Genomic DNA, 18297 nt, shown 5'->3' with positions numbered 1-18297 from the left:
CCGCGAGCGGTTCGGCACATGGGTGCCTGCGCGGCGGTGGGCGCGGCCTGGCCTCGGGCTTCGGAGGTTCGGAGCGGGGCCGGCGGGAGGGGCCGGTGACCTGCTACTCGTCGGTAATATTGCTTTGGGGGGAGGGGCGGATAGTTGTGGATTCGGGGTGTTCGGGTATGGAACATCGGATCTAATATGGGTGTGATCGAGGGCTACTACGGGGCGTAGTGACCGGGAGGTAGAATCCGGCTTGTGAAGGGTTTGGGAGAGCTTGAACGCGCTGTGATGGAGATCCTCTGGGCACGGGAGGATCCGGCCACGGCGCGCGACGTCAGCCGCGCGCTCGCCGATCGGGACCTCGCCCACACCACGGTGATGACGGTGCTCGACCGCCTTGCCAAGAAGGACTTCCTCGTCCGCGAACGCTCGGGCCGCGCCTGGGCGTACCGCCCCGCCGAGTCCCGTGAGGGCTATGTCGCCGAGCTGATGCTGGGCGCCCTGGCCATGAGCGGGGACCGGGATGCCGCTCTCGCCCATTTCGCCCGCTCGGTGAGCGGCGACGAAGCGGCCGCGCTCCGGCGCGTCCTTGAGGAGCTCGAGTGACCACGCCGTCCCCTTGCCAGAGCCCACGGGTCGTCCCGTGAGCACCTGGGTCGCGCTCGCGCTCATCGCTCTGGCGACGGTGCCCGCGGCCGATCTCCTCGCCCGTGCCCGCTGGACCTGGCGCACCCCGCGCACGGGCATCCTGCTGTGGCAGGCGCTCGGCCTCGCCTGGGGCCTCGCCTCCATCGGGGCGCTGCTCGGTTTCGCCCTTGAGCCGCTGGGCCGCGGTGTGCTGCACGGCCTGTTCCTCCTTCCCGACGACGGGTTGCATCTGTCGCTGCCCCGCCAGCTCGCGCTGCTCGCGGGCATGGCGCTCACCGGTTCGCTGATCGGCTCCCTCCTGCTGTCCGGAGCGCGCGTCCTGCGCGCCCGCGCCCGGCACCGCGCGCTGCTGCGCCTGATCGCCGACCGCGGCCGCCGCAAGGGCACCCTGGTCGTCGACCACCCGGACGCCGCCGCCTACTGCGTGCCCGGGGTCCGCTCCAAGATCGTGATCAGCGCCGGCACGCTGGAACTGCTCGACGACGGCGAGCTGGAAGCCGTCCTCGCGCACGAGGTGGCCCACGCGCGCGAGCGCCACGACCTGGTGCTGCTGCCCTTCACCTCCCTGCCGCGCATCGGCTTCGTCGGCCGGATCCTTGACTCGGTGGCGCTGCTCATCGAGATGCGGGCCGACGACCGCGCCCTGCGGCACCGCTCGCCGAAGGAACTTGCCAAGGCCCTGCTCCGCTTCGCCACCGCCCCCTCGGCCTCGGCCCCCTCCTGCGCCCTGGCCGTGGCCCACGACGGCGGGGCCGTCATGGCGCGCGTCCAGCGCCTGCTGCATCCCGCGCCGCGGCCGACGATGGTACGTTCCGCCGCACTGTTCTCCTCCCTTCTCCTCGTCCTCGGCCCGCTCGGGCTCTGGACCCTCCACTGACCTCCGGCCTCCCCGCCGGCCGGATGGGTCCACCCTCCACGAAACTTTTCAAGATCGCTCCGCGCCCTGTGGACAACCGCCGATCCCACCTCCTGGGCAGTTACGGAAAGAGCAGAACCCGGGCGGAATCGCCCCGGTAGGTTTTCGGTATCCCCGGACTGATACCGGGTGTCCGGGCCCGGGAGCGTGGGATTTGCGGGTTGCGTTGCTCGGATCGGTGCTGGCGCTCGCCCTGAGCGGGTGCGGAGGTAGCGCGGCGATTCCGGTGGGCGTGAGCACGACCGAGGCGGCCCCCGAGCGGGCCCCCGTCGTCGTGTTCCTCGGAGACAGCTACACGGCCGGATACCGGGATGTGGAAGCCGAACAGACGTACGCAGGGGTCCTGTCCCGGGAGCTGGGCTGGCAGCCCGTCATCGGCGGCCACGCGGGCACGGGGTTCGTCGCCGAAGGAAAGATCGGCAAGAACTTCGGCAGGCTGTTCGCCGACCAGCTCCGCTGGCGACCCGCACCCGACCTCGTACTGATCGTCGGCGGCCACAACGACGCCCTGGGCGACCCCGCCCCGGAAGCGCTCGGCACGGCGGTCGGCGGACTCCTCGACGACGTGCGCGGGACCTGGCCGGACGTCCCCCTGGTCGTCATCGGCCCGATCTGGGGCGGCACCCCTCCGGAGCGGGCCCTCGCCGTCCGCGACACCGTCCGGGACGCCGCCGCGAGCCGGGGCGTGCCGTTCGTCGACCCGCTCGCCGAGGCGTGGTTCACCGGCGACGTCAGCGACGGCACCGGAAACGCGCCCGCCTACATAGGAGGCGACGAGACCCACCCGACCCTCATCGGGCACACCTATCTCGCCGACCGTGTCGCCGCGGCGCTCACCGCCCTCGGGCAGCGGAACCCCGGCGAAGGCTGACCGCGCGCTTCCGCCGACCTTCTACCAGGGGCCGTATGGGCCCATCCGGCGGCCGCCGCCCGTCCCGTACTCCTTGAGCGCGGGACGGATGTCCGCCAGGTAGATCACCGCCGCCACGAACGCGGCGAGCGAGAAGATCGCGAGCGCGCCCATCCCCCCGAAGGCCGAGAGCAGGCCGAAGAAGACCGCCACACCGAGGATGATGAGCCAGAGCTTCTTCGTCTGCTTGTTGGCCGCGGGGAACGCGTCGGCCGGCCGCCGGGTCGCGTCGATCAGCGCCCACACCTCCAGGACGAACGCGATGACCGCGAGGATGCGGAGAGCCATCCCGAAGACGCTGTCCACCATGATCATCACCCTTCCTCAAGCCCTCCCGCCACACTACAAAAGATTCGCGCCCCCTCCCTCCCCCTGGGAGGACGCGTCAAGGTGATCTCTGGGAGTCGGGAGGAGTCCGAGCGCAGGATCTTGGAGGCCATGGAGCGGCACCGGCGCCCCGGCGGATGAGGCACAGAACTTCCGCGCGTATTGCGCACGATCATCCGTAGGGGGCCGATCAGGGCCGGTGACACCCGGACAGAACAACGAAGGGCCCCTGACCCGTTGTCCCAGGTCAGGGGCCCTTCTTCGCAAGGTGGCGGCTGGTGGGTTCGAACCACCGTAGGCTACGCCGACAGATTTACAGTCTGCTCCCTTTGGCCACTCGGGCAAACCGCCTTGCGTCGCTTGCGACGTCAGAAATACTAGCGGATGTAGGGAGTGGTCGGCACGCGGGTTGTGGGGCGGGGGCGCGGGCGGGGCTGAGAGACTGGGGGGATCAAGGTTTGTGAGTGAGGAGTTGGGTGTGGCTGGGGACAGTTCGTTCGACATCGTGTCGAAGCTGGACAAGCAGGAGACCGACAACGCGCTGAACCAGGCGGTGAAGGAGGTCGGGAACCGGTTCGACTTCCGGAACGTGGACGCCGGGATCCGCTGGTCGGGCGAGTCCATCGAGATCCAGGCGAACAGCGAGGAGCGGGCGCTGGCCGTCCTCGACGTGTTCAAGGAGAAGCTGATCAAGCGCGGCCTGTCGCTGAAGATCCTCGACGCGGGGGAGCCGAAGGCCTCGGGCAAGCTCTACAAGATCGGGGTGAACCTCAAGGAGGGGATCTCCCAGGAGAACGCGAAGAAGATCAGCAAGATCATCCGCGAGGAAGGCCCGAAGGGCGTCAAGGCCCAGATCCAGGGCGAGGAGCTGCGGGTCAGCTCCAAGAAGCGCGACGAACTCCAGGAGGTCATCGCGCTGCTGAAGGGCAAGGAGGACCTCGACGTGGCCCTCCAGTTCGTGAACTACCGCTAGAGCGCGCGGCGGTGCCGGTGCGAGGGGCGGCGGACGGGGAGCCCGCCCGCCGCCCGGCCGCCGGGGCGGGCCGGGTGAGCCGACACTCCCGCCCGTCCGCCGCGAGGCCGCCCCGCTAGGCCGCGTCGGCCTCGATGGCCTCCACGACCCGGTCCCATTGCGGCCGGTCCGCCCAGGTGCGGGTGGCCGGCACCTTCTTGCGGGCTCCGTCGGACCCGACGAAGACGATGCGCCCGTCTTCGACGAGGAGCCTTTCCGTGCCGTGGGGCTGGTAGGTCCGCTCGGCGCGGCCGTTGCCGACGACCAGGCGCTTCATGGCCGGGTCGTAGGCGAGGTTCCGCTGGGTCAGGAACCGGACCCCCACCGCCAGGATCGTGACGACCGGCGCGAATCCGACGATCCCGGTGTCCTCGATCGTGACGAGCGTCATCCCCAGGATGATCACGGCCCCCGCGACGAATCCCCAGCCGATCGCGGGGTTGAACCGTACGGTGATCTCTTCTTGCGTGCCCATCCTTCGCCTCCCGTGCGCTGAGCCCTCGCGCGCGCTGCGGCCTTCCTGGCCGCCCGGCTCCCCCTCGCCGAACGCGCAGCGGCCATCGTCGCTGTGGGCGGGACACCCCTGCATGGGCCTCTCGTCCCGGTGTGCCCGGGAATCTCGCATCACCTGACGGACCCGGCGCGCCCGCGTAGGGAAAGCGTCAAGATTCCGGGCGGAGTGCGTAGGGAAGCCGTCAGGGAGCCGCAGAACGGGCGATTTCGGGTGTTGTCTGCGAGGGCAAGAACACATGCAGCCCGGGCGACCGGGCCGTTCCAGGAGAAGTCATGGCAGATCTCGCTCTGGTCGTGCTGACCCTCGCGGTCTTCGCGATCCTCGGCCTCGTGGTGAAGGCGGTGGGCCGGCTGTGAGCGCAGACAACATCGTCGGTCTGGTGCTGGCCGCGGGGCTGGTCGTCCTCCTCGTCATCGCCCTGCTGCGTCCGGAGAAGTTCTAGATGGGCCCCACGACCGCCGGGATCCTCTTCATCGGATCCCTCATCCTCGCCCTCGCCTTGGTCCACGTGCCACTGGGCGACTACATGCACCGCGTCTTCACCACGAAGAAGCACAGCCGGATAGAGCGCGGCGTCTACAAGGCCGTAGGGGTGGACCCCGAGGGCGAGCAGACGTGGAGCGTCTACGCCAGGTCGGTGCTCGCCTTCTCACTGGTCTCCGTGCTCGTCGTCTACGGGCTGCAGAGGTTGCAGAGCCACCTCCTGCTGAGCCTGGGCTTCGAGAACGTCACCTCGCACGTCGCGTGGAACACCGCGATCAGCTTCGTGACGAACACCAACTGGCAGGCCTACTCCGGTGAGAACACCATGGGGTACCTCGTCCAGATGGCGGCGCTGGCCGTGCAGAACTTCGTCTCCGCGGCCGTCGGGATCGCCGTCGCGATCGCCTTCGTGCGGGGCTTCACACGCCGCAGGACCGAGGAACTCGGCAACTTCTGGGTCGACATGACCCGCGCCGTCCTCCGGGTGCTGCTGCCGATCGCCGCGGTCGCCGCGATCGTCCTCATCGCGGGCGGCGCGATCCAGAACTTCGTCGATCCGCACGCCGTCACGACGCTCACCGGCGGATCGCAGACGATCACCGGCGGCCCCGTGGCGTCGCAGGAGGCGATCAAGGAACTCGGCACCAACGGCGGCGGCTTCTACAACGCCAACTCCGCCCACCCGTTCGAGAACCCCACCTCCTGGACGAACTGGGTCGAGATCTTCCTCCTCCTGGTGATCCCGTTCACGCTGCCCCGCACCTTCGGCAAGATGGTCGGCGACAAGCGGCAGGGCTACGCGATCCTCGCGGCCATGGGCGCGCTGGCGCTGGTCAGTGTCATCGCGCTGAACGCCGCCCAGATCGCCCATCACGGCACGGTTCCCGAAGCCGTCGCCGCCGCGACCGAGGGCACCGAGACGCGGTTCGGCGTCGCGAACTCCGCGACGTTCGCCGCCGCGACCACCCTCACCTCGACGGGCGCCGTGAACTCGTTCCACGACTCCTACACCTCGCTCGGCGGCGCGGTGACGATGCTCAACATGATGGTCGGCGAGGTCGCGCCGGGCGGTGTGGGATCCGGCCTGTACGGCATGCTCATCCTCGCGATCATCACCGTGTTCGTCGCCGGCCTGATGGTCGGGCGGACGCCGGAGTACCTCGGCAAGAAGATCGGCGCGCGCGAGATGAAGCTCGCGTCGCTCTACTTCCTGACGACCCCGGTCCTCGTGCTCGTCGGGACGGGCATCGCGATGGCCTTCCCTGGACCGCGCGCGAGCATGCTCAACTCCGGGCCGCACGGCCTGTCGGAGGTGCTCTACGCGTTCACCTCGGCGGCCAACAACAACGGCTCCGCCTTCGCCGGGATCACCGTGAACACCCCGTTCTACGATGTCGCGCTCGGCCTGGCGATGGTCCTCGGACGGTTCCTGCCGCTCATCCTCGCGCTGGCCCTGGCCGGTTCGCTGGCCCGCCAGACGCCGGTCCCGGCCTCTCCGGGGACGCTGCCGACGCACCGGCCGCAGTTCGTCGGGATGCTCGCGGGCGTCACCCTCATCCTCGTCGCCCTCACCTTCTTCCCCGCGCTCGCCCTCGGGCCCCTCGCGGAAGGGATCCACCTCTGATGTCCGCCCAGGTCAAGAGCGGTCTGCTCGATCCGAAGCTCCTCCTCACCTCCCTGCCCGGCGCCGCGCGCAAGCTCGACCCGCGCGTCATGTGGCGCAACCCCGTCATGCTGATCGTGGAGATCGGTGCGGTCTGGTCGACGGTCCTGGCCGTCACGGACCCCTCGGTCTTCTCCGTCCTCATCGCGGTCTGGCTCTGGCTCACCGTGCTCTTCGCGAACCTTGCCGAGGCCGTCGCGGAAGGGCGCGGCAAGGCGCAGGCCGACACGCTGCGCAAGGCCAAGAAGGACACCGTCGCGCGGAGGCTGGGCTCCTGGAAGCCCGGCGACGCGGCTACGGGCGCCGAGCAGGTGCCCGCCGCCGAACTGCGCCAGGGCGACGTCGTGGTCGTCGAGGCGGGGGAGATCATCCCCGGTGACGGCGACGTCGTCGAGGGCATCGCCAGCGTCGACGAGTCGGCCATCACCGGCGAGTCCGCCCCGGTCATCCGCGAGTCGGGCGGCGACCGCAGCGCCGTGACGGGCGGCACCAAGGTGCTGTCCGACCGGATCATCGTGCGGATCACCCAGAAGCCCGGCGAGTCCTTCATCGACAAGATGATCGCGCTCGTCGAGGGCGCGTCCCGGCAGAAGACGCCGAACGAGATCGCGCTGAACATCCTGCTCGCGGCGCTCACGATCATCTTCCTGGTGGCCGTGGCGACGATGCAGCCACTGGCGATCTTCTCGAAGGCGAACAACCCGGGCGTCGCCGACAGCGCCTCGCTCGACGCCAGCGGTGTGACCGGCATCGTCCTGGTGGCGCTGCTCGTCTGCCTCATCCCGACCACGATCGGGGCGCTGCTCTCGGCGATCGGCATCGCGGGCATGGACCGGCTCGTCCAGCGCAACGTGCTGGCGATGTCGGGCCGGGCCGTGGAGGCCGCCGGAGACGTCGACACGCTGCTGCTCGACAAGACCGGCACGATCACGCTCGGCAACCGGCAGGCCTCGGAGTTCATCCCCGTGGGCGGGGTCTCCGACGCCGAACTCGCCGACGCCGCGCAGCTCTCCTCGCTGGCCGACGAGACGCCGGAAGGCAGGTCGATCGTCGTGCACGCCAAGGAGGCGCACGGACTACGGGAACGCCACGCGGGCGAACTCGCCCAGGCCACCTGGGTGCCGTTCGCGGCGCAGACGCGGATGTCCGGCGTCGACCTCGACGGAAGGCTGCTCCGCAAGGGCGCGGCCAGCGCCGTCACCGACTGGGTGCGGGCCAACGGCGGCACCGTGACGCCCGCGCTCGGCGACGTCGTGGACGGCATCGCCGCGAGTGGCGGCACGCCCCTCGCCGTCGGCGAACTCGCCGACGGCAGGGCGCGGGTCCTCGGCGTCATCCGGCTCAAGGACGTCGTCAAGGCCGGGATGCGCGAGCGCTTCGACCACATGCGCGCCATGGGCATCAAGACGATCATGGTCACCGGCGACAACCCGTTGACGGCCAAGGCGATCGCCGAAGAGGCCGGTGTCGACGACTTCCTCGCCGAGGCCAAGCCCGAGGACAAGATGGCCTTCATCAAGGCCGAGCAGGAGGGCGGCAGGCTCGTCGCGATGACCGGCGACGGCACCAACGACGCCCCCGCCCTCGCCCAGGCCGACGTCGGCGTCGCCATGAACACCGGCACCTCCGCCGCCAAGGAGGCCGGGAACATGGTCGACCTGGACTCCGACCCGACCAAGCTCATCGAGATCGTCGAGATCGGCAAGCAGCTGCTCATCACGCGCGGCGCGCTCACCACGTTCTCGATCGCCAACGACGTCGCCAAGTACTTCGCCATCATCCCGGCGATGTTCGTGGCGCTGTTCCCCGGCCTCGAAGCCCTCAACATCATGCGGCTGGCCAGTCCGCAGTCGGCGATCCTCTCGGCGGTCATCTTCAACGCCCTGGTCATCATCGCGCTCATCCCGCTGGCGCTGCGCGGCGTGCGGTACCGGCCCTCGTCGGCGTCGCAGCTGCTCAGCCGCAACCTCCTGGTCTACGGGCTCGGCGGCGTCATCGCCCCCTTCGTCGGCATCAAGATCATCGACCTTCTCATCCAGTTCGTCCCGGGGATCTCCTGATGAACACCATGCCCGGCTGGCTCCGCCAGCACGTCGCCGCACTGAGGGCGCTCGTCGTCTTCACCGTCGTCCTCGGCCTCGCGTACCCGCTCGCCATCACGGCGATCGCCCAGCTGCCCGGCCTGAAGGACAAGGCGGACGGCTCCCTTATCTCCTCCGGCAGCGCCCTGATAGGCCAGTCGTTCACCGACGCCGAAGGCAACCCGCTCAAGCAGTACTTCCAGAGCCGGGCGTCCAACGCGGGCGACGGCTACGACCCGATGGCGACGTCCGCGAGCAACCTCGGCCCCGAGGACGTCGTGGACACCCTGCCCGACCCCGCGCTCACCGCGGCGGGCAAGGAGGACGCGAACGCCCGGACGTCCCTGCTGACCACGGTCTGCGCCCGCAGCGCGGCCGTCGGCGCGCTCGAAGGCGTGGACGGGTCGCGGCCCTACTGCACCGGCGACGGCGTCGGCGCGGTCCTCTCGGTGATGGGGCCGCGCGACGCCGCCGGAATCGTCTCGAAGCCCACCCGGGTCGTCAGCGTCAACCAGGCGTGCCCGGCCGCGCCCTTCATCGGCGAGTACAAGGGCGTCAAGGTCGAGTGCGCCGCCTACGGCGAGGACTACGCGACCGGGCAGATCGTGCCGGTCAGGGGCGACGCGCCCGCCGAGCCCGCCGTGCCCGCCGACGCGGTGACCGCCAGCGGCTCCGGGCTCGACCCGCACATTTCGGTCGCCTACGCCGCGCTCCAGGCCGGGCGGGTCGCCGAGACCCGCGGTGTGCCCGTCGCCGACGTGACCGCGCTCATCGACGCGCACACGACGGGCCGCGCCCTCGGCTTCATGGGCGAACCCGTCGTGAACGTGCTGGAGTTGAACACCGCGCTGGACAAGGCCGCGCCCTTCCAGGGCTGAGCAGGGAACACGCGCTGACGGACGGCGCTTGGAGTACAGGGGGCCGCCCCGCAGGGGACGGCCCCACGAGCCGGGAAAGGACGGACGCCATGGCCAGGGGGAAGCTCCGCATCTACCTGGGCGCCGCGCCCGGCGTCGGCAAGACCTACGCGATGCTGTCCGAAGGCGCCCGCCGGCTGGAGCGGGGCACCGACGTCGTCGTCGGGTTCGTCGAGACGCACGGCAGGGCGAAGACCGCCGAGATGCTCGACGGCCTGGAGATCCTGCCGCGCAAGACCGTCTCCTACCGCGGCGCGGAGTTCACCGAGCTGGACGTCGCCGAACTGCTCCGGCGCGCCCCCGCCGTCGCGCTGATCGACGAACTCGCGCACACCAACGTCCCCGGCGGCGCCCACGCCAAGCGCTGGCAGGACATCGAGCAGGTCCTCGACGCCGGGATCGACGTGGTCACCACGGTCAACATCCAGCATCTGGAGTCGCTCAACGACGTCGTCGAGGGCATCACGGGCGTGCCGCAGCGCGAGACCGTGCCCGACGAGGTCGTGCGGCGCGCCGACCAGGTCGAACTCGTCGACATGGCGCCGGAGTCGCTGCGCCGCCGGATGGCGCACGGCAACATCTACGCGCCGGAGAAGGTCGACGCGGCGCTGTCGAACTACTTCCGTGTCGGGAACCTCACGGCACTGCGCGAGCTGGCGCTGTTGTGGCTCGCCGGATCCGTCGACGACCAGCTCGACAGATACCGCAGCGAACACGGCATCGGCGGCACCTGGGAGGCCCGCGAACGCGTCGTCGTCGCGCTGACCGGCGGTCCGGAGGGCGACACGCTGCTGCGCCGCGCCGCCCGGATCGCCGCCCGCACCAAGGGCGCCGACCTGCTGGCCGTGCACGTGGCGCGCGGGGACGGCCTGGGCGGATCCCGGCCGCGGCACCTCGCCCGGCAGCGCGAGACCGTCGAAGGGCTCGGCGGGACGTACCACCAGGTCGTCGGCGAGGACGTGCCGCGGGCGCTGCTGGACTTCGCCCGCGCCGTCAACGCCACCCAGCTCGTCCTCGGCGTGTCGCGGCGCGGCAGGTTCGCCCAGCTCCTGCGCCCCGGCATCGGTGTGACGACGACCGCGCTGTCCGGCTCGATCGACGTGCACATGGTCACGCACGAGCAGGTGCACCAGGGGGTGCGGCGCCCCACCGCCGACAGGGGGCTTTCGACGCGGCGCAGGCTCGCCGCCTTCGCGGTGTCGCTGGTCGGGCTGCCGCTGCTGACGGTCGGGCTCCACCTCGCCGGGGACGTGCTGACGCTGCCCAGCGACATCCTGTTCTTCCTCGCCGCGGTCGTGGGCGTGGCGCTCATCGGCGGCATGTGGCCCGCCCTGTTCACCGCGGTCTTCGGGTTCCTCCTCCTCAACTGGTTCTTCACGCCGCCGATCCACCGCTTCACCATCTCGGCGAACGAGAACCTCATCGCCTTGGCCGTCTTCGTGCTGGTGGGGCTCGGGGTCAGCGTCGTCGTGGACGTCGCGGCGCGGCGCACCCGCGAGGCCGCCGCGCTCGGCGTGGAGGCCGCGACGCTGTCGGCGCTCGCGGGCAACGTGCTGCGCGGCGAGCACGCGCTGGACAGCCTGCTCGGACGGCTCCGCGAGACCTTCGGGCTGGACGCGGTGACGCTGCTGGAGAGCACCGCGCCCGCCACCCCCGGCAGCCACGGCGACCCCGAGGACTGGCGGGTCGTCGCCACCGTCGGCGGGCGGCCGTGCACGGCGCCGGGGGAGGGCGACACCGAGATCGGGGTCGGCGAGGGCCTCGTCCTGGCGATCCGGGGCAGACCGCTGCCGGCGCGCGACCGGCGGGTGCTGGAGGCGTTCGCCGTGCAGTCCGCGGGCGCGCTGCGCCAGCAGAGGCTCCAGGCGGAGGCGGAGAAGGCCGGCCCGCTGGAGGCCGCCGACAAGATGCGCACCGCCCTGCTGAACGCCGTCAGCCACGACCTGCGCACCCCGCTGGCGTCGGCGAAGGCCGCCGTCGAGAGCCTCGTCAACGAGGAGATCGCCTGGACCCCCGACGAGCGGGCCGAACTCCTCGACACCGCGCGGCTATCGCTGGACCGGCTGGACCGGCTCGTCGTGAACCTCCTGGACATGAGCCGCCTCCAGGCGGGCGTCCTCGGCATGGCGCTGAGCCCCCTCTCCCTCGCCGAACTCGTGCCAACCGCGCTGGACGACCTGGGCACCGGCGGCGTCCTGATCTCCCTCGATCCGGACCTTCCAGAAGTGCAGGCCGACCCGGCGCTCCTGGAACGCGTCCTGGTGAACCTGCTGGCGAACGCGGTGCGGCACAGCCCGCCGGACGAGCCCGTGCTGGTCACCGCGAGCGCGATCCGCGACCGGGTGGAGCTGCGGATCGCCGACCGCGGCCCGGGCATCGCCCCGGGCGACCGCGACCGGGTCTTCCTCCCCTTCCAGCGCCTCGACGACCGCGACAACCACACCGGCGTCGGCCTCGGCCTGGCCCTCTCCCGCGGCCTCACCGAGGCCATGTCCGGCGAACTCATCCCCGAGGACACCCCCGGCGGCGGCCTCACCATGATCATCTCCCTCCCCGCCGTCCCCCACGGGCCCACCTGACCCGCACCACCACGCCACGGCGCTGCCCCGGGCCGGCCCGTTCCCGGGCCGGGGCACGTGCCGCTCCGCCCCAGTGCGGTTCCGCGCCCGGGCGAATGCCGCCGAGCCCGTCGCCTCGCCGCCCGCCCCCACACGAACGCGGCCCTTCCCCGCGGCGCGTTCCACGCCTTGCGAGGCAGGTCCGGGAGCGGACCCGTGCCACCGTGCGAAAGAAGCCCTCCTGCACCCGGGCGGCACCGCCTCGCGACCTGGCCGGCCCGCGTGGTCGGGGTGCTCGGGGGCCTGGGCGGTCGTCCGGCCCCGCGTTCGTGGTGGGACCCGCGCGGTGGCCTGGAAGGCGTTTCCGAAGGCGTTGTCGCGACAGTTTCTTCTGTGCTCCCTGGGAGGTTCGATGAGCCGGATTCTGGTGGTCGATGATGAGCCGCAGTTGCTTCGGGCGTTGCGGATCAATCTGCGGGCGCGGGGGCATGACGTGGTCGTCGCCGCCGACGGGACGGAGGCGTTGCGGGCCGTGGCCGCGGCGGCGCCCGAACTCGTGGTGCTGGATCTCGGGCTGCCCGGCCTGGACGGGATGGAGGTGCTGCGGAGTCTGCGCGGCTGGACCGCGGTGCCTGTGATCGTGTTGTCGGGGCGGGCGGAAGGGCGCGACAAGGTGCGGGCGCTGGAGGCGGGCGCCGACGACTACGTGACCAAGCCGTTCGGGATGGCCGAACTCGTCGCCAGGATCGGGGCGGTGATCCGGCGGCGGCCGCCGGACGGGCTGCCGCGCACCGTGCGGATCGGGCGGCACAGCGTCGACCTGGACGCCAGGACGGTGACCGGCGACGACGGGGTGTCCGCCGTGCGGCTGACGCCCACCGAGTGGCGGCTGCTGGACGTGCTGGCCGCGCATCCCGGCAAGCTGGTGAGCGGCCGGCAGCTCCTCATCGAGGTCTGGGGGCCCGGCTGCGCGCGCGAGACGCACTACCTGCGCCAGTACATGGCGCAGCTCCGCCGCAAACTGGAGCCCGAGCCGAGTCGCCCCCGCCAGCTGCTGACCGAACCGGGCATGGGCTATCGCTTCCAGCCGTGACCGCACCGTCCTGGCGGACCCCGTCAGGGATCCGTCAGGAATGGGCGGCCTGCCCGTATTTAAGGCGTATGACCTCCGAAAATCCGCGCCTCGCGCGCCTAGCGTCGCTCTCATGGACCCCATCCCAGCAAGAAACGAACTCCCGTGCGAACCGCCCCTGTGGATACCCGTCGGTAACAACGTGTCGGGTGCCGTCACCCTGCGTTTCGGCCGACTGCCCGAGGGCCCGCGCGTCGCGCTGGCGTTCACCTGCCGCGACGCCTTGGACCGCGTCCTCGGCACCGGGCACCCCGCGATCAGGCTCGCCCCGGCCGCGCTGCGCGCGATGCTCGCCCCGCTCGGCGTCACCGAGATCCGGGTCGACGTCGCGGGGGCGCTCGACCCGGCCGTCCTCGTCCCGGCCGCGAGCGGGATCCTTGCTCCCGTGCGGAGCGCGGCGTGAGCGTCGTCGCGCTCGTCCGGGTCCGGCTCACCGACGGCACCGCGGCCGAGGCGTTCGAGCGCTGGGCGCTGCGCCGCCCCTCGGTGCGCACACTCTGGGCGATCGCCGGAGACGACGACTACACGCTCCGCATCTCCTGCCCGAACCTCCCCGCGCTCAACGACGAACTCGCCTCGCTGCGGCACAGGGGCGGCGCGCAGACCACCCACACCGCGCTCGTCCTCCACGAGCTCGCACCTCCGTGACCGGGACGTATCCCGCCACGACGAAGGACCGACCAAGGAGGAGCAGGAGATGAAGGTCGAGCAGGCGGTTCCGGAGACCGGACGGCTGGAGGCCGAGGTGTGGCCGCTGAGCGCTGCGCTCACCGGAGACGGCGCGCTGGAGATCGGCGGAGTGCGGGCAACCGATCTCGCACGCAGGTTCGGCACTCCGCTGCACGTGCTGGACGAGACCGACGTACGGCGGCGCTGCCGCGACTTCCGGGCGGCGTTCCCGACAGGGGAGGTGGCCTACGCGAGCAAGGCGATGTCCTGCATGGGCCTGCTCAGATGGGTCCGTGAGGAAGGGCTGTCCCTGGACGCCAGCTCGGCGGGGGAACTCGCCGTGGCCCGCAGGTCGGGCTTCCCCGCCGACCGTGTCCTGCTGCACGGGAACGGCAAGACGGGAGAGGACCTGAGGGCCGCCTACTCGTACGGGGTCGGGACGATCGTCGTCGACTCCGCCGCCGAGATCTCCCGCCTCGCCGTCCAGGCCGGGAGCGGGCCCAGCGGTCCGCAGTCCGTGCTGCTGCGCCTGGTCCCGGGGATCGACGGCGGCACCCACGCCGCGCTCACGACCGGCACCGAGGACCAGCAGTTCGGGTTCTCCCTCACCTCCGGCGCCGCCGCCGAGGCGGCCCGCAGGATCCTCGGCCAGCACCGGCTGCGGCTCGCGGGGGCGCACTGCCATCTCGGCTCCCAGATCTCCGACCTCGGCCGCTACGTGCGCGCGCTGGAGCGTGTCATGGAGTTCCTCGCGGGCCTGCGCGCGTCGGACGGCGTCATTCTCGACCGCCTCGACCTGGGTGGCGGCTTCGCCGTCCCCTACCGTGCCGGGGACCCCGCCATGGAGCCCGCCGCCGTGGGCGCGGCCGTCCAGGCGGCCCTGACGACCCTGTGCGCACGGCTCCGCTATCCGACGCCGAGGCTCACCATCGAACCGGGCCGCGCCATCGTCGCCCGTGCCGGGGTGACCCTCTACCGGGTCGTGGGCGTGAAGCGCGCGGCGTCCGGAAGGGTCTTCGTGACCGTGGACGGCGGAATGAGCGACAACCCTCGGCCCTCTCTCTACCAGGCGCGTTACACCGCCCGCCTCGCCGGACGCACCACCCTCGCCGGACAACGCCCCGTGACGATCGTCGGCAGGCACTGCGAAGCCGGAGACGTCCTCGTCCCCGACGCCTGCCTCCCGGCCGATCTAAGGCTGGGAGAGATCCTGGCCGTCGCGTGCACCGGCGCGTACCACCACGCGATGGCCTCCAACTACAACCTTGTCCGGCGCGCTCCGGTGGTGGCCGTCAGAGGAGGACGGGCAAGGCTCCTCATCCGGCGGGAGACCGAAGACGACCTGCTCGCGCGGGACGTCGGATGACCTTCTGAGGAGGGCGTCGTGAACCGGGTCGGGGCATGAGACGGGCACATGTCGCGCTCGGTCGTCGCGCGGCGCACGACGCCGGGGAGGCAGGGCTCATGACCGCCAGGTTCACCGACAAGGTCGTCCTCATCACCGGTGGCGGGTCCGGCCTCGGCCGGGCCACCGCGGTGCAGGTCGCCTCCGAAGGGGCGCGGCTCGTCTTGGTCGACGTCAGCGCCGACGGCCTCGCCGGGACGGCCGAGGCGGTCATGGCCGCCGCCGAAGGCACCGACATCGTGCAGATCGTCGCCGACGTCGCCAAGGAAGGCGACGTGGCCCGGTATGTCGGCGAGACGGTGAAGACCTTCGGGCGGATCGACGCGTTCTTCAACAACGCGGGCATCGAAGGCAAGCAGAACCCTACGGAGGACTACGGCGAAGCCGAATTCGACCGGGTCGTGGCGATCAACCTGCGCGGGGTCTTCCTCGGGCTCAAGCACGTCCTGAAGCAGATGCGCGCACAGGGGCACGGCTCGGTCGTCAACACCGCTTCGGTGGGCGGCCTGCGCGGAGTCGGCAACCAGTCCGGCTACGCCGCCTCCAAGCACGGCGTCGTGGGCCTCACCCGCAACTCAGGCATCGAGTACGGCAGGTACGGGATCACCGTCACCGCGGTCGCGCCCGGCGCGATCATGACGCCGATGGTGGAGAACTCGTTGCGGCAGATGGACCCGAACGATCCGGAGAAGGCGGGCGCGGCGTTCGTCAGCATGAACCCGATGCGGCGTTTCGGCAGGCCCGAGGAGGTCGCCCACCTCGTCGCGTTCCTGCTCTCCGACGAGTCGTCGTTCGTGAACGCCACGACGATCGCCATCGACGGAGGCCAGTCCGAGGCCTACTGACGGCCGAAGGCCGGTCCAAGGGGTTGCTGACGGCCGGAGGCTTGTCCGAGGGTGCGCCGACGGCCGGGAAAACCGGTTGCGGCACCCCGGAGGCCTCCGGATACGGTCGGGCCATGCACTTGCTCCAGATGTACGGCTGATCGCGCCGCGGGCCGCGCGCCCGCCGCGTCCGCCCGGTGCCGCGCCCGCCGCCGCACCGGCTCCGATCCTGCCCGTCGCATCCGAAACGAGTGATCCCATGGCCCATATCGCCATGATCGGCATTCCCGCCATCAGCCACGTCCTGCCCGGCATCGAGATCATCCGCGAGCTCGTCGCCCGAGGCCACCGCGTCACCTACGCCAACGACCCCGCCCAGCCCGCCATCGCCGAGGCGGTCTCCGGCGCGGGCGCGGAGCTCGTCGCCTACCGCTCCACGCTGCCCGTCTCCGACAACGACTGGCCGGACGACCCGATCGCCGCCTCCGGCGTCTTCCTCGACGACGCGATGGGCGTCCTGGAGCAGATCACGCCCTTCTACACGGCAGAGCCCGCCGACCTCTACCTCCAGGACATCGCGGGATACTCCGCGCGCGTCCTGGCCGAGGCCCAGGGCAGGCCCCTCGTCCAGCTGTCCCCGGCCTACGTCGCGTGGAAGGGGTACGAGGAGGAGGTGGGCGCCTACCTCAAGTCGCTGCCCGGGGCCGACGCCTACCGGGCGAGGTTCGCGGCCTGGCTCGCGTCCACCCCGGCCACCACGAAGGATCCCGACGCGTTCAGCGGCAGGCCCCCGCGCTGCGTGGCGACGGTGCCGCGCGCGATGCAGCCGAACGCCGACCGGGTGGACGAGTCCGTGGTGACGTTCGTCGGCCCCTGCTTCGGGACCCGCGCCGCCCAGGGCTCCTGGACCCGTCCGGAAGGCGTCGAGAACGTCTTGCTGGTCTCCTTGGGCTCGGCCTACACCCGTCGGCCGGATTTCTACCGCCGCTGCCTGGCCGCGTTCGGCGGCCTGCCCGGCTGGCACGTGGTGCTGCAGATCGGCGGGTACGTCGATCCCGCCGAGCTCGGGCCGGTCCCCGCGAACGTCGAGGTGCACCCGTGGGTGCCGCAGCTCGCCGTCCTGGAGCAGGCCGACGCGTTCGTCACGCACGCCGGCATGGGCGGATGCAGCGAGGGCCTGCACACCGCGACGCCCATGATCGCCGTGCCGCAGGCCGTCGACCAGCCCGCCAACGCCGACCGGCTCGTCGAACTCGGCGTCGCGGTCCGGCTGGACTCCGAGACGGCGACGCCGGACGAGCTGCGAGCCGCGCTCCTGTCGCTCACCGGCGACCCGGCGTTGCGGGCCCGCTCCGGCGACCTCGCTTCCCGCAGCCGAGCCGAGGGCGGCACCGGACGAGCCGCGGACATCATCGAATCCCTGCTCTGACCTGGGCGTGCGCCGTCCGCGCAGGGTCGGCGCACGCGTTAGGCCCGGGGCGCCGGTTTTAGTGAACGCCGTCACGTCGCACGTGTGATGTTGTTTGCCCAGTTTTGTCGAGGAAAGGGGATGCGGCACACGAAGTCGAGCGAAAGGAAAGGGAAGCAGATGGGCACGATCGAGCAGTCGATCGACGTCGAGGTCCCCGTCCGGACGGCCTACGACCAGTGGACCCAGTTCGAGGAGTTCCCGCGGTTCATGGAGGGCGTCGACAGGATCGAGCAGGTGACGCCGACCTGGACCCGATGGGAGACGAGCATCGCCGGGGTGCACCGCGAGTTCGACGCCGAGATCACCGAGCAGCGCCCTGACGAGCGCGTCGCGTGGAGGTCCGTCGCCGAACCCCAGCAGGCCGGCGTGGTGACCTTCCACCGCCTCGACCCGCTGACGACCCGCGTCATGGTGCAGATGGAGTTCTCCCCCGACGGCTTCGCCGAGCAGGCCGCCGACAAGCTCCACCTGGTCGAGCACCGCGTCAAGGGCGACCTGAAGCGCTTCAAGCAGTTCATCGAGTCCCGCGAGGGAGCGACGGGCGCCTGGCGCGGTGAGATCCCGTACCCCGACGCCCGCGGCGCCGTCCCGCACGACCCGAACGGCCACCTCCCGCCCGCCACCGAATTCCCCGACCGCACCATCGACCCGGTCCACGGCGACCCGGTGGTCTACGGCGACCCGTCGTCCCTCGACCCGTCGGGCCGCCCGCTCCGCCCGCCGATGTAGGAGACCGACGGACGCGGGGCGCCACTCTGGTCCCGCGTCCGCCGTAGGAG

The 18297-nt window shown here is 71.4% G+C and carries 18 protein-coding genes and 1 tRNA gene; 16 read left to right on the top strand and 3 right to left on the bottom strand.

The window, feature by feature from the left end; genetic code table 11:
* Window positions 1-243: 243 nt before the first annotated feature.
* From ACYVOM_RS05805 to ACYVOM_RS05795, 3 genes are all read left to right on the top strand, one after another.
* Complete coding sequence (locus tag ACYVOM_RS05805) at window positions 244-594, top strand: BlaI/MecI/CopY family transcriptional regulator (RefSeq protein WP_460302163.1); 351 nt, start codon at window positions 244-246, stop codon at window positions 592-594.
* Between the two features lie 37 nt (window positions 595-631).
* The gene (locus ACYVOM_RS05800) at window positions 632-1513 is read left to right on the top strand and encodes a M56 family metallopeptidase (RefSeq protein ID WP_460302162.1); all 882 of its coding nucleotides are present in this window, start codon (window positions 632-634) and stop codon (window positions 1511-1513) included.
* Window positions 1514-1784: 271 nt separating this feature from the next.
* Complete coding sequence (locus ACYVOM_RS05795) at window positions 1785-2423, top strand: SGNH/GDSL hydrolase family protein (protein WP_460302161.1); 639 nt, start codon at window positions 1785-1787, stop codon at window positions 2421-2423.
* 21 nt (window positions 2424-2444) lie between these two features.
* On the opposite strand, the gene ACYVOM_RS05790 is transcribed toward ACYVOM_RS05795, so the two are convergent.
* Together ACYVOM_RS05790 and ACYVOM_RS05785 are read right to left on the bottom strand one after the other, a co-directional pair.
* Window positions 2445-2777 (bottom strand): DUF2516 family protein, encoded by a 333-nt coding sequence (locus ACYVOM_RS05790; protein WP_460302160.1) that lies wholly within the window; start codon window positions 2775-2777, stop codon window positions 2445-2447.
* Window positions 2778-3058: 281 nt separating this feature from the next.
* Window positions 3059-3140: transfer RNA gene (locus ACYVOM_RS05785), tRNA-Tyr, on the bottom strand.
* A gap of 127 nt (window positions 3141-3267) precedes the next feature.
* Between ACYVOM_RS05785 and ACYVOM_RS05780 the strand changes: the two genes are divergently transcribed.
* Window positions 3268-3762 carry a YajQ family cyclic di-GMP-binding protein gene (locus ACYVOM_RS05780; protein ID WP_460302159.1) on the top strand — a complete coding sequence of 165 codons (495 nt, stop codon included), beginning with the start codon at window positions 3268-3270 and terminating at the stop codon, window positions 3760-3762.
* A gap of 115 nt (window positions 3763-3877) precedes the next feature.
* Here the strand turns inward: ACYVOM_RS05780 and ACYVOM_RS05775 are convergent, their stop codons facing one another.
* Window positions 3878-4276, bottom strand: coding sequence for a hypothetical protein (locus ACYVOM_RS05775; RefSeq protein ID WP_460302158.1), 399 nt, complete (start codon window positions 4274-4276; stop codon window positions 3878-3880).
* Between the two features lie 391 nt (window positions 4277-4667).
* Here ACYVOM_RS05775 and kdpF point away from each other — a divergent pair, with 391 nt between their 5' ends.
* From kdpF to ACYVOM_RS05715, 12 genes are all read left to right on the top strand, one after another.
* Window positions 4668-4757: a K(+)-transporting ATPase subunit F gene (kdpF, locus tag ACYVOM_RS05770; RefSeq protein ID WP_460302157.1), complete on the top strand. Its 90-nt coding sequence runs from the start codon at window positions 4668-4670 to the stop codon at window positions 4755-4757.
* Window positions 4758-6422, top strand: coding sequence for a potassium-transporting ATPase subunit KdpA (gene kdpA, locus ACYVOM_RS05765; protein ID WP_460302156.1), 1665 nt, complete (start codon window positions 4758-4760; stop codon window positions 6420-6422).
* A complete protein-coding gene (gene kdpB, locus ACYVOM_RS05760) occupies window positions 6422-8521 on the top strand; it encodes a potassium-transporting ATPase subunit KdpB (RefSeq protein WP_460302155.1) in 2100 nt (699 codons plus the stop codon). The genes kdpA and kdpB overlap by 1 nt, the downstream gene beginning before the upstream one ends.
* A complete protein-coding gene (locus ACYVOM_RS05755) occupies window positions 8521-9420 on the top strand; it encodes a potassium-transporting ATPase subunit C (protein ID WP_460302154.1) in 900 nt (299 codons plus the stop codon). Before kdpB ends, ACYVOM_RS05755 begins: the two co-directional genes overlap by 1 nt.
* A gap of 89 nt (window positions 9421-9509) precedes the next feature.
* Entirely contained in the window at window positions 9510-12038 is a 2529-nt protein-coding gene (locus ACYVOM_RS05750) for a DUF4118 domain-containing protein (RefSeq protein WP_460302153.1), read from the top strand.
* 391 nt (window positions 12039-12429) lie between these two features.
* Window positions 12430-13110, top strand: a complete 681-nt coding sequence (locus ACYVOM_RS05745) for a response regulator (protein ID WP_460302152.1) — start codon at window positions 12430-12432, stop codon at window positions 13108-13110.
* Window positions 13111-13291: 181 nt separating this feature from the next.
* Window positions 13292-13552 carry an SAV_915 family protein gene (locus ACYVOM_RS05740; RefSeq protein WP_460302151.1) on the top strand — a complete coding sequence of 87 codons (261 nt, stop codon included), beginning with the start codon at window positions 13292-13294 and terminating at the stop codon, window positions 13550-13552.
* Entirely contained in the window at window positions 13549-13797 is a 249-nt protein-coding gene (locus tag ACYVOM_RS05735) for an Lrp/AsnC ligand binding domain-containing protein (RefSeq protein WP_460302150.1), read from the top strand. The genes ACYVOM_RS05740 and ACYVOM_RS05735 overlap by 4 nt, the downstream gene beginning before the upstream one ends.
* Window positions 13798-13846: 49 nt before the next feature.
* Complete coding sequence (gene lysA, locus ACYVOM_RS05730; RefSeq protein ID WP_460302149.1) at window positions 13847-15184, top strand: diaminopimelate decarboxylase; 1338 nt, start codon at window positions 13847-13849, stop codon at window positions 15182-15184.
* Between the two features lie 35 nt (window positions 15185-15219).
* Window positions 15220-16068 carry a glucose 1-dehydrogenase gene (locus ACYVOM_RS05725; protein WP_460302148.1) on the top strand — a complete coding sequence of 283 codons (849 nt, stop codon included), beginning with the start codon at window positions 15220-15222 and terminating at the stop codon, window positions 16066-16068.
* Between the two features lie 238 nt (window positions 16069-16306).
* A complete protein-coding gene (locus tag ACYVOM_RS05720) occupies window positions 16307-17476 on the top strand; it encodes a macrolide family glycosyltransferase (RefSeq protein WP_460302147.1) in 1170 nt (389 codons plus the stop codon).
* A 159-nt stretch (window positions 17477-17635) separates the two neighbouring features.
* Window positions 17636-18247 carry an SRPBCC family protein gene (locus tag ACYVOM_RS05715; RefSeq protein WP_460302146.1) on the top strand — a complete coding sequence of 204 codons (612 nt, stop codon included), beginning with the start codon at window positions 17636-17638 and terminating at the stop codon, window positions 18245-18247.
* The last annotated feature ends 50 nt before the right edge of the window (window positions 18248-18297 follow it).

The sequence above is a fragment of the Actinocorallia aurea genome, from assembly GCF_054783995.1.
Note: the sequence above shows the minus strand (reverse complement) of the source record. Positions and strands in the feature narration are given on the sequence as shown.

Coding starts and splice junctions, on each gene's coding strand:
- ACYVOM_RS05725 (WP_460302148.1), top strand. CDS start 15,220: ATGAGACGGGCACATGTCGCGCTCGGTCGTCGCGCGGCGCACGACGCC.
- ACYVOM_RS05755 (WP_460302154.1), top strand. CDS start 8,521: ATGAACACCATGCCCGGCTGGCTCCGCCAGCACGTCGCCGCACTGAGG.
- ACYVOM_RS05750 (WP_460302153.1), top strand. CDS start 9,510: ATGGCCAGGGGGAAGCTCCGCATCTACCTGGGCGCCGCGCCCGGCGTC.
- ACYVOM_RS05745 (WP_460302152.1), top strand. CDS start 12,430: ATGAGCCGGATTCTGGTGGTCGATGATGAGCCGCAGTTGCTTCGGGCG.
- lysA (WP_460302149.1), top strand. CDS start 13,847: ATGAAGGTCGAGCAGGCGGTTCCGGAGACCGGACGGCTGGAGGCCGAG.
- ACYVOM_RS05775 (WP_460302158.1), bottom strand. CDS start 4,276: ATGGGCACGCAAGAAGAGATCACCGTACGGTTCAACCCCGCGATCGGC.
- ACYVOM_RS05790 (WP_460302160.1), bottom strand. CDS start 2,777: ATGATCATGGTGGACAGCGTCTTCGGGATGGCTCTCCGCATCCTCGCG.
- ACYVOM_RS05720 (WP_460302147.1), top strand. CDS start 16,307: ATGGCCCATATCGCCATGATCGGCATTCCCGCCATCAGCCACGTCCTG.
- ACYVOM_RS05715 (WP_460302146.1), top strand. CDS start 17,636: ATGGGCACGATCGAGCAGTCGATCGACGTCGAGGTCCCCGTCCGGACG.
- kdpA (WP_460302156.1), top strand. CDS start 4,758: ATGGGCCCCACGACCGCCGGGATCCTCTTCATCGGATCCCTCATCCTC.
- kdpB (WP_460302155.1), top strand. CDS start 6,422: ATGTCCGCCCAGGTCAAGAGCGGTCTGCTCGATCCGAAGCTCCTCCTC.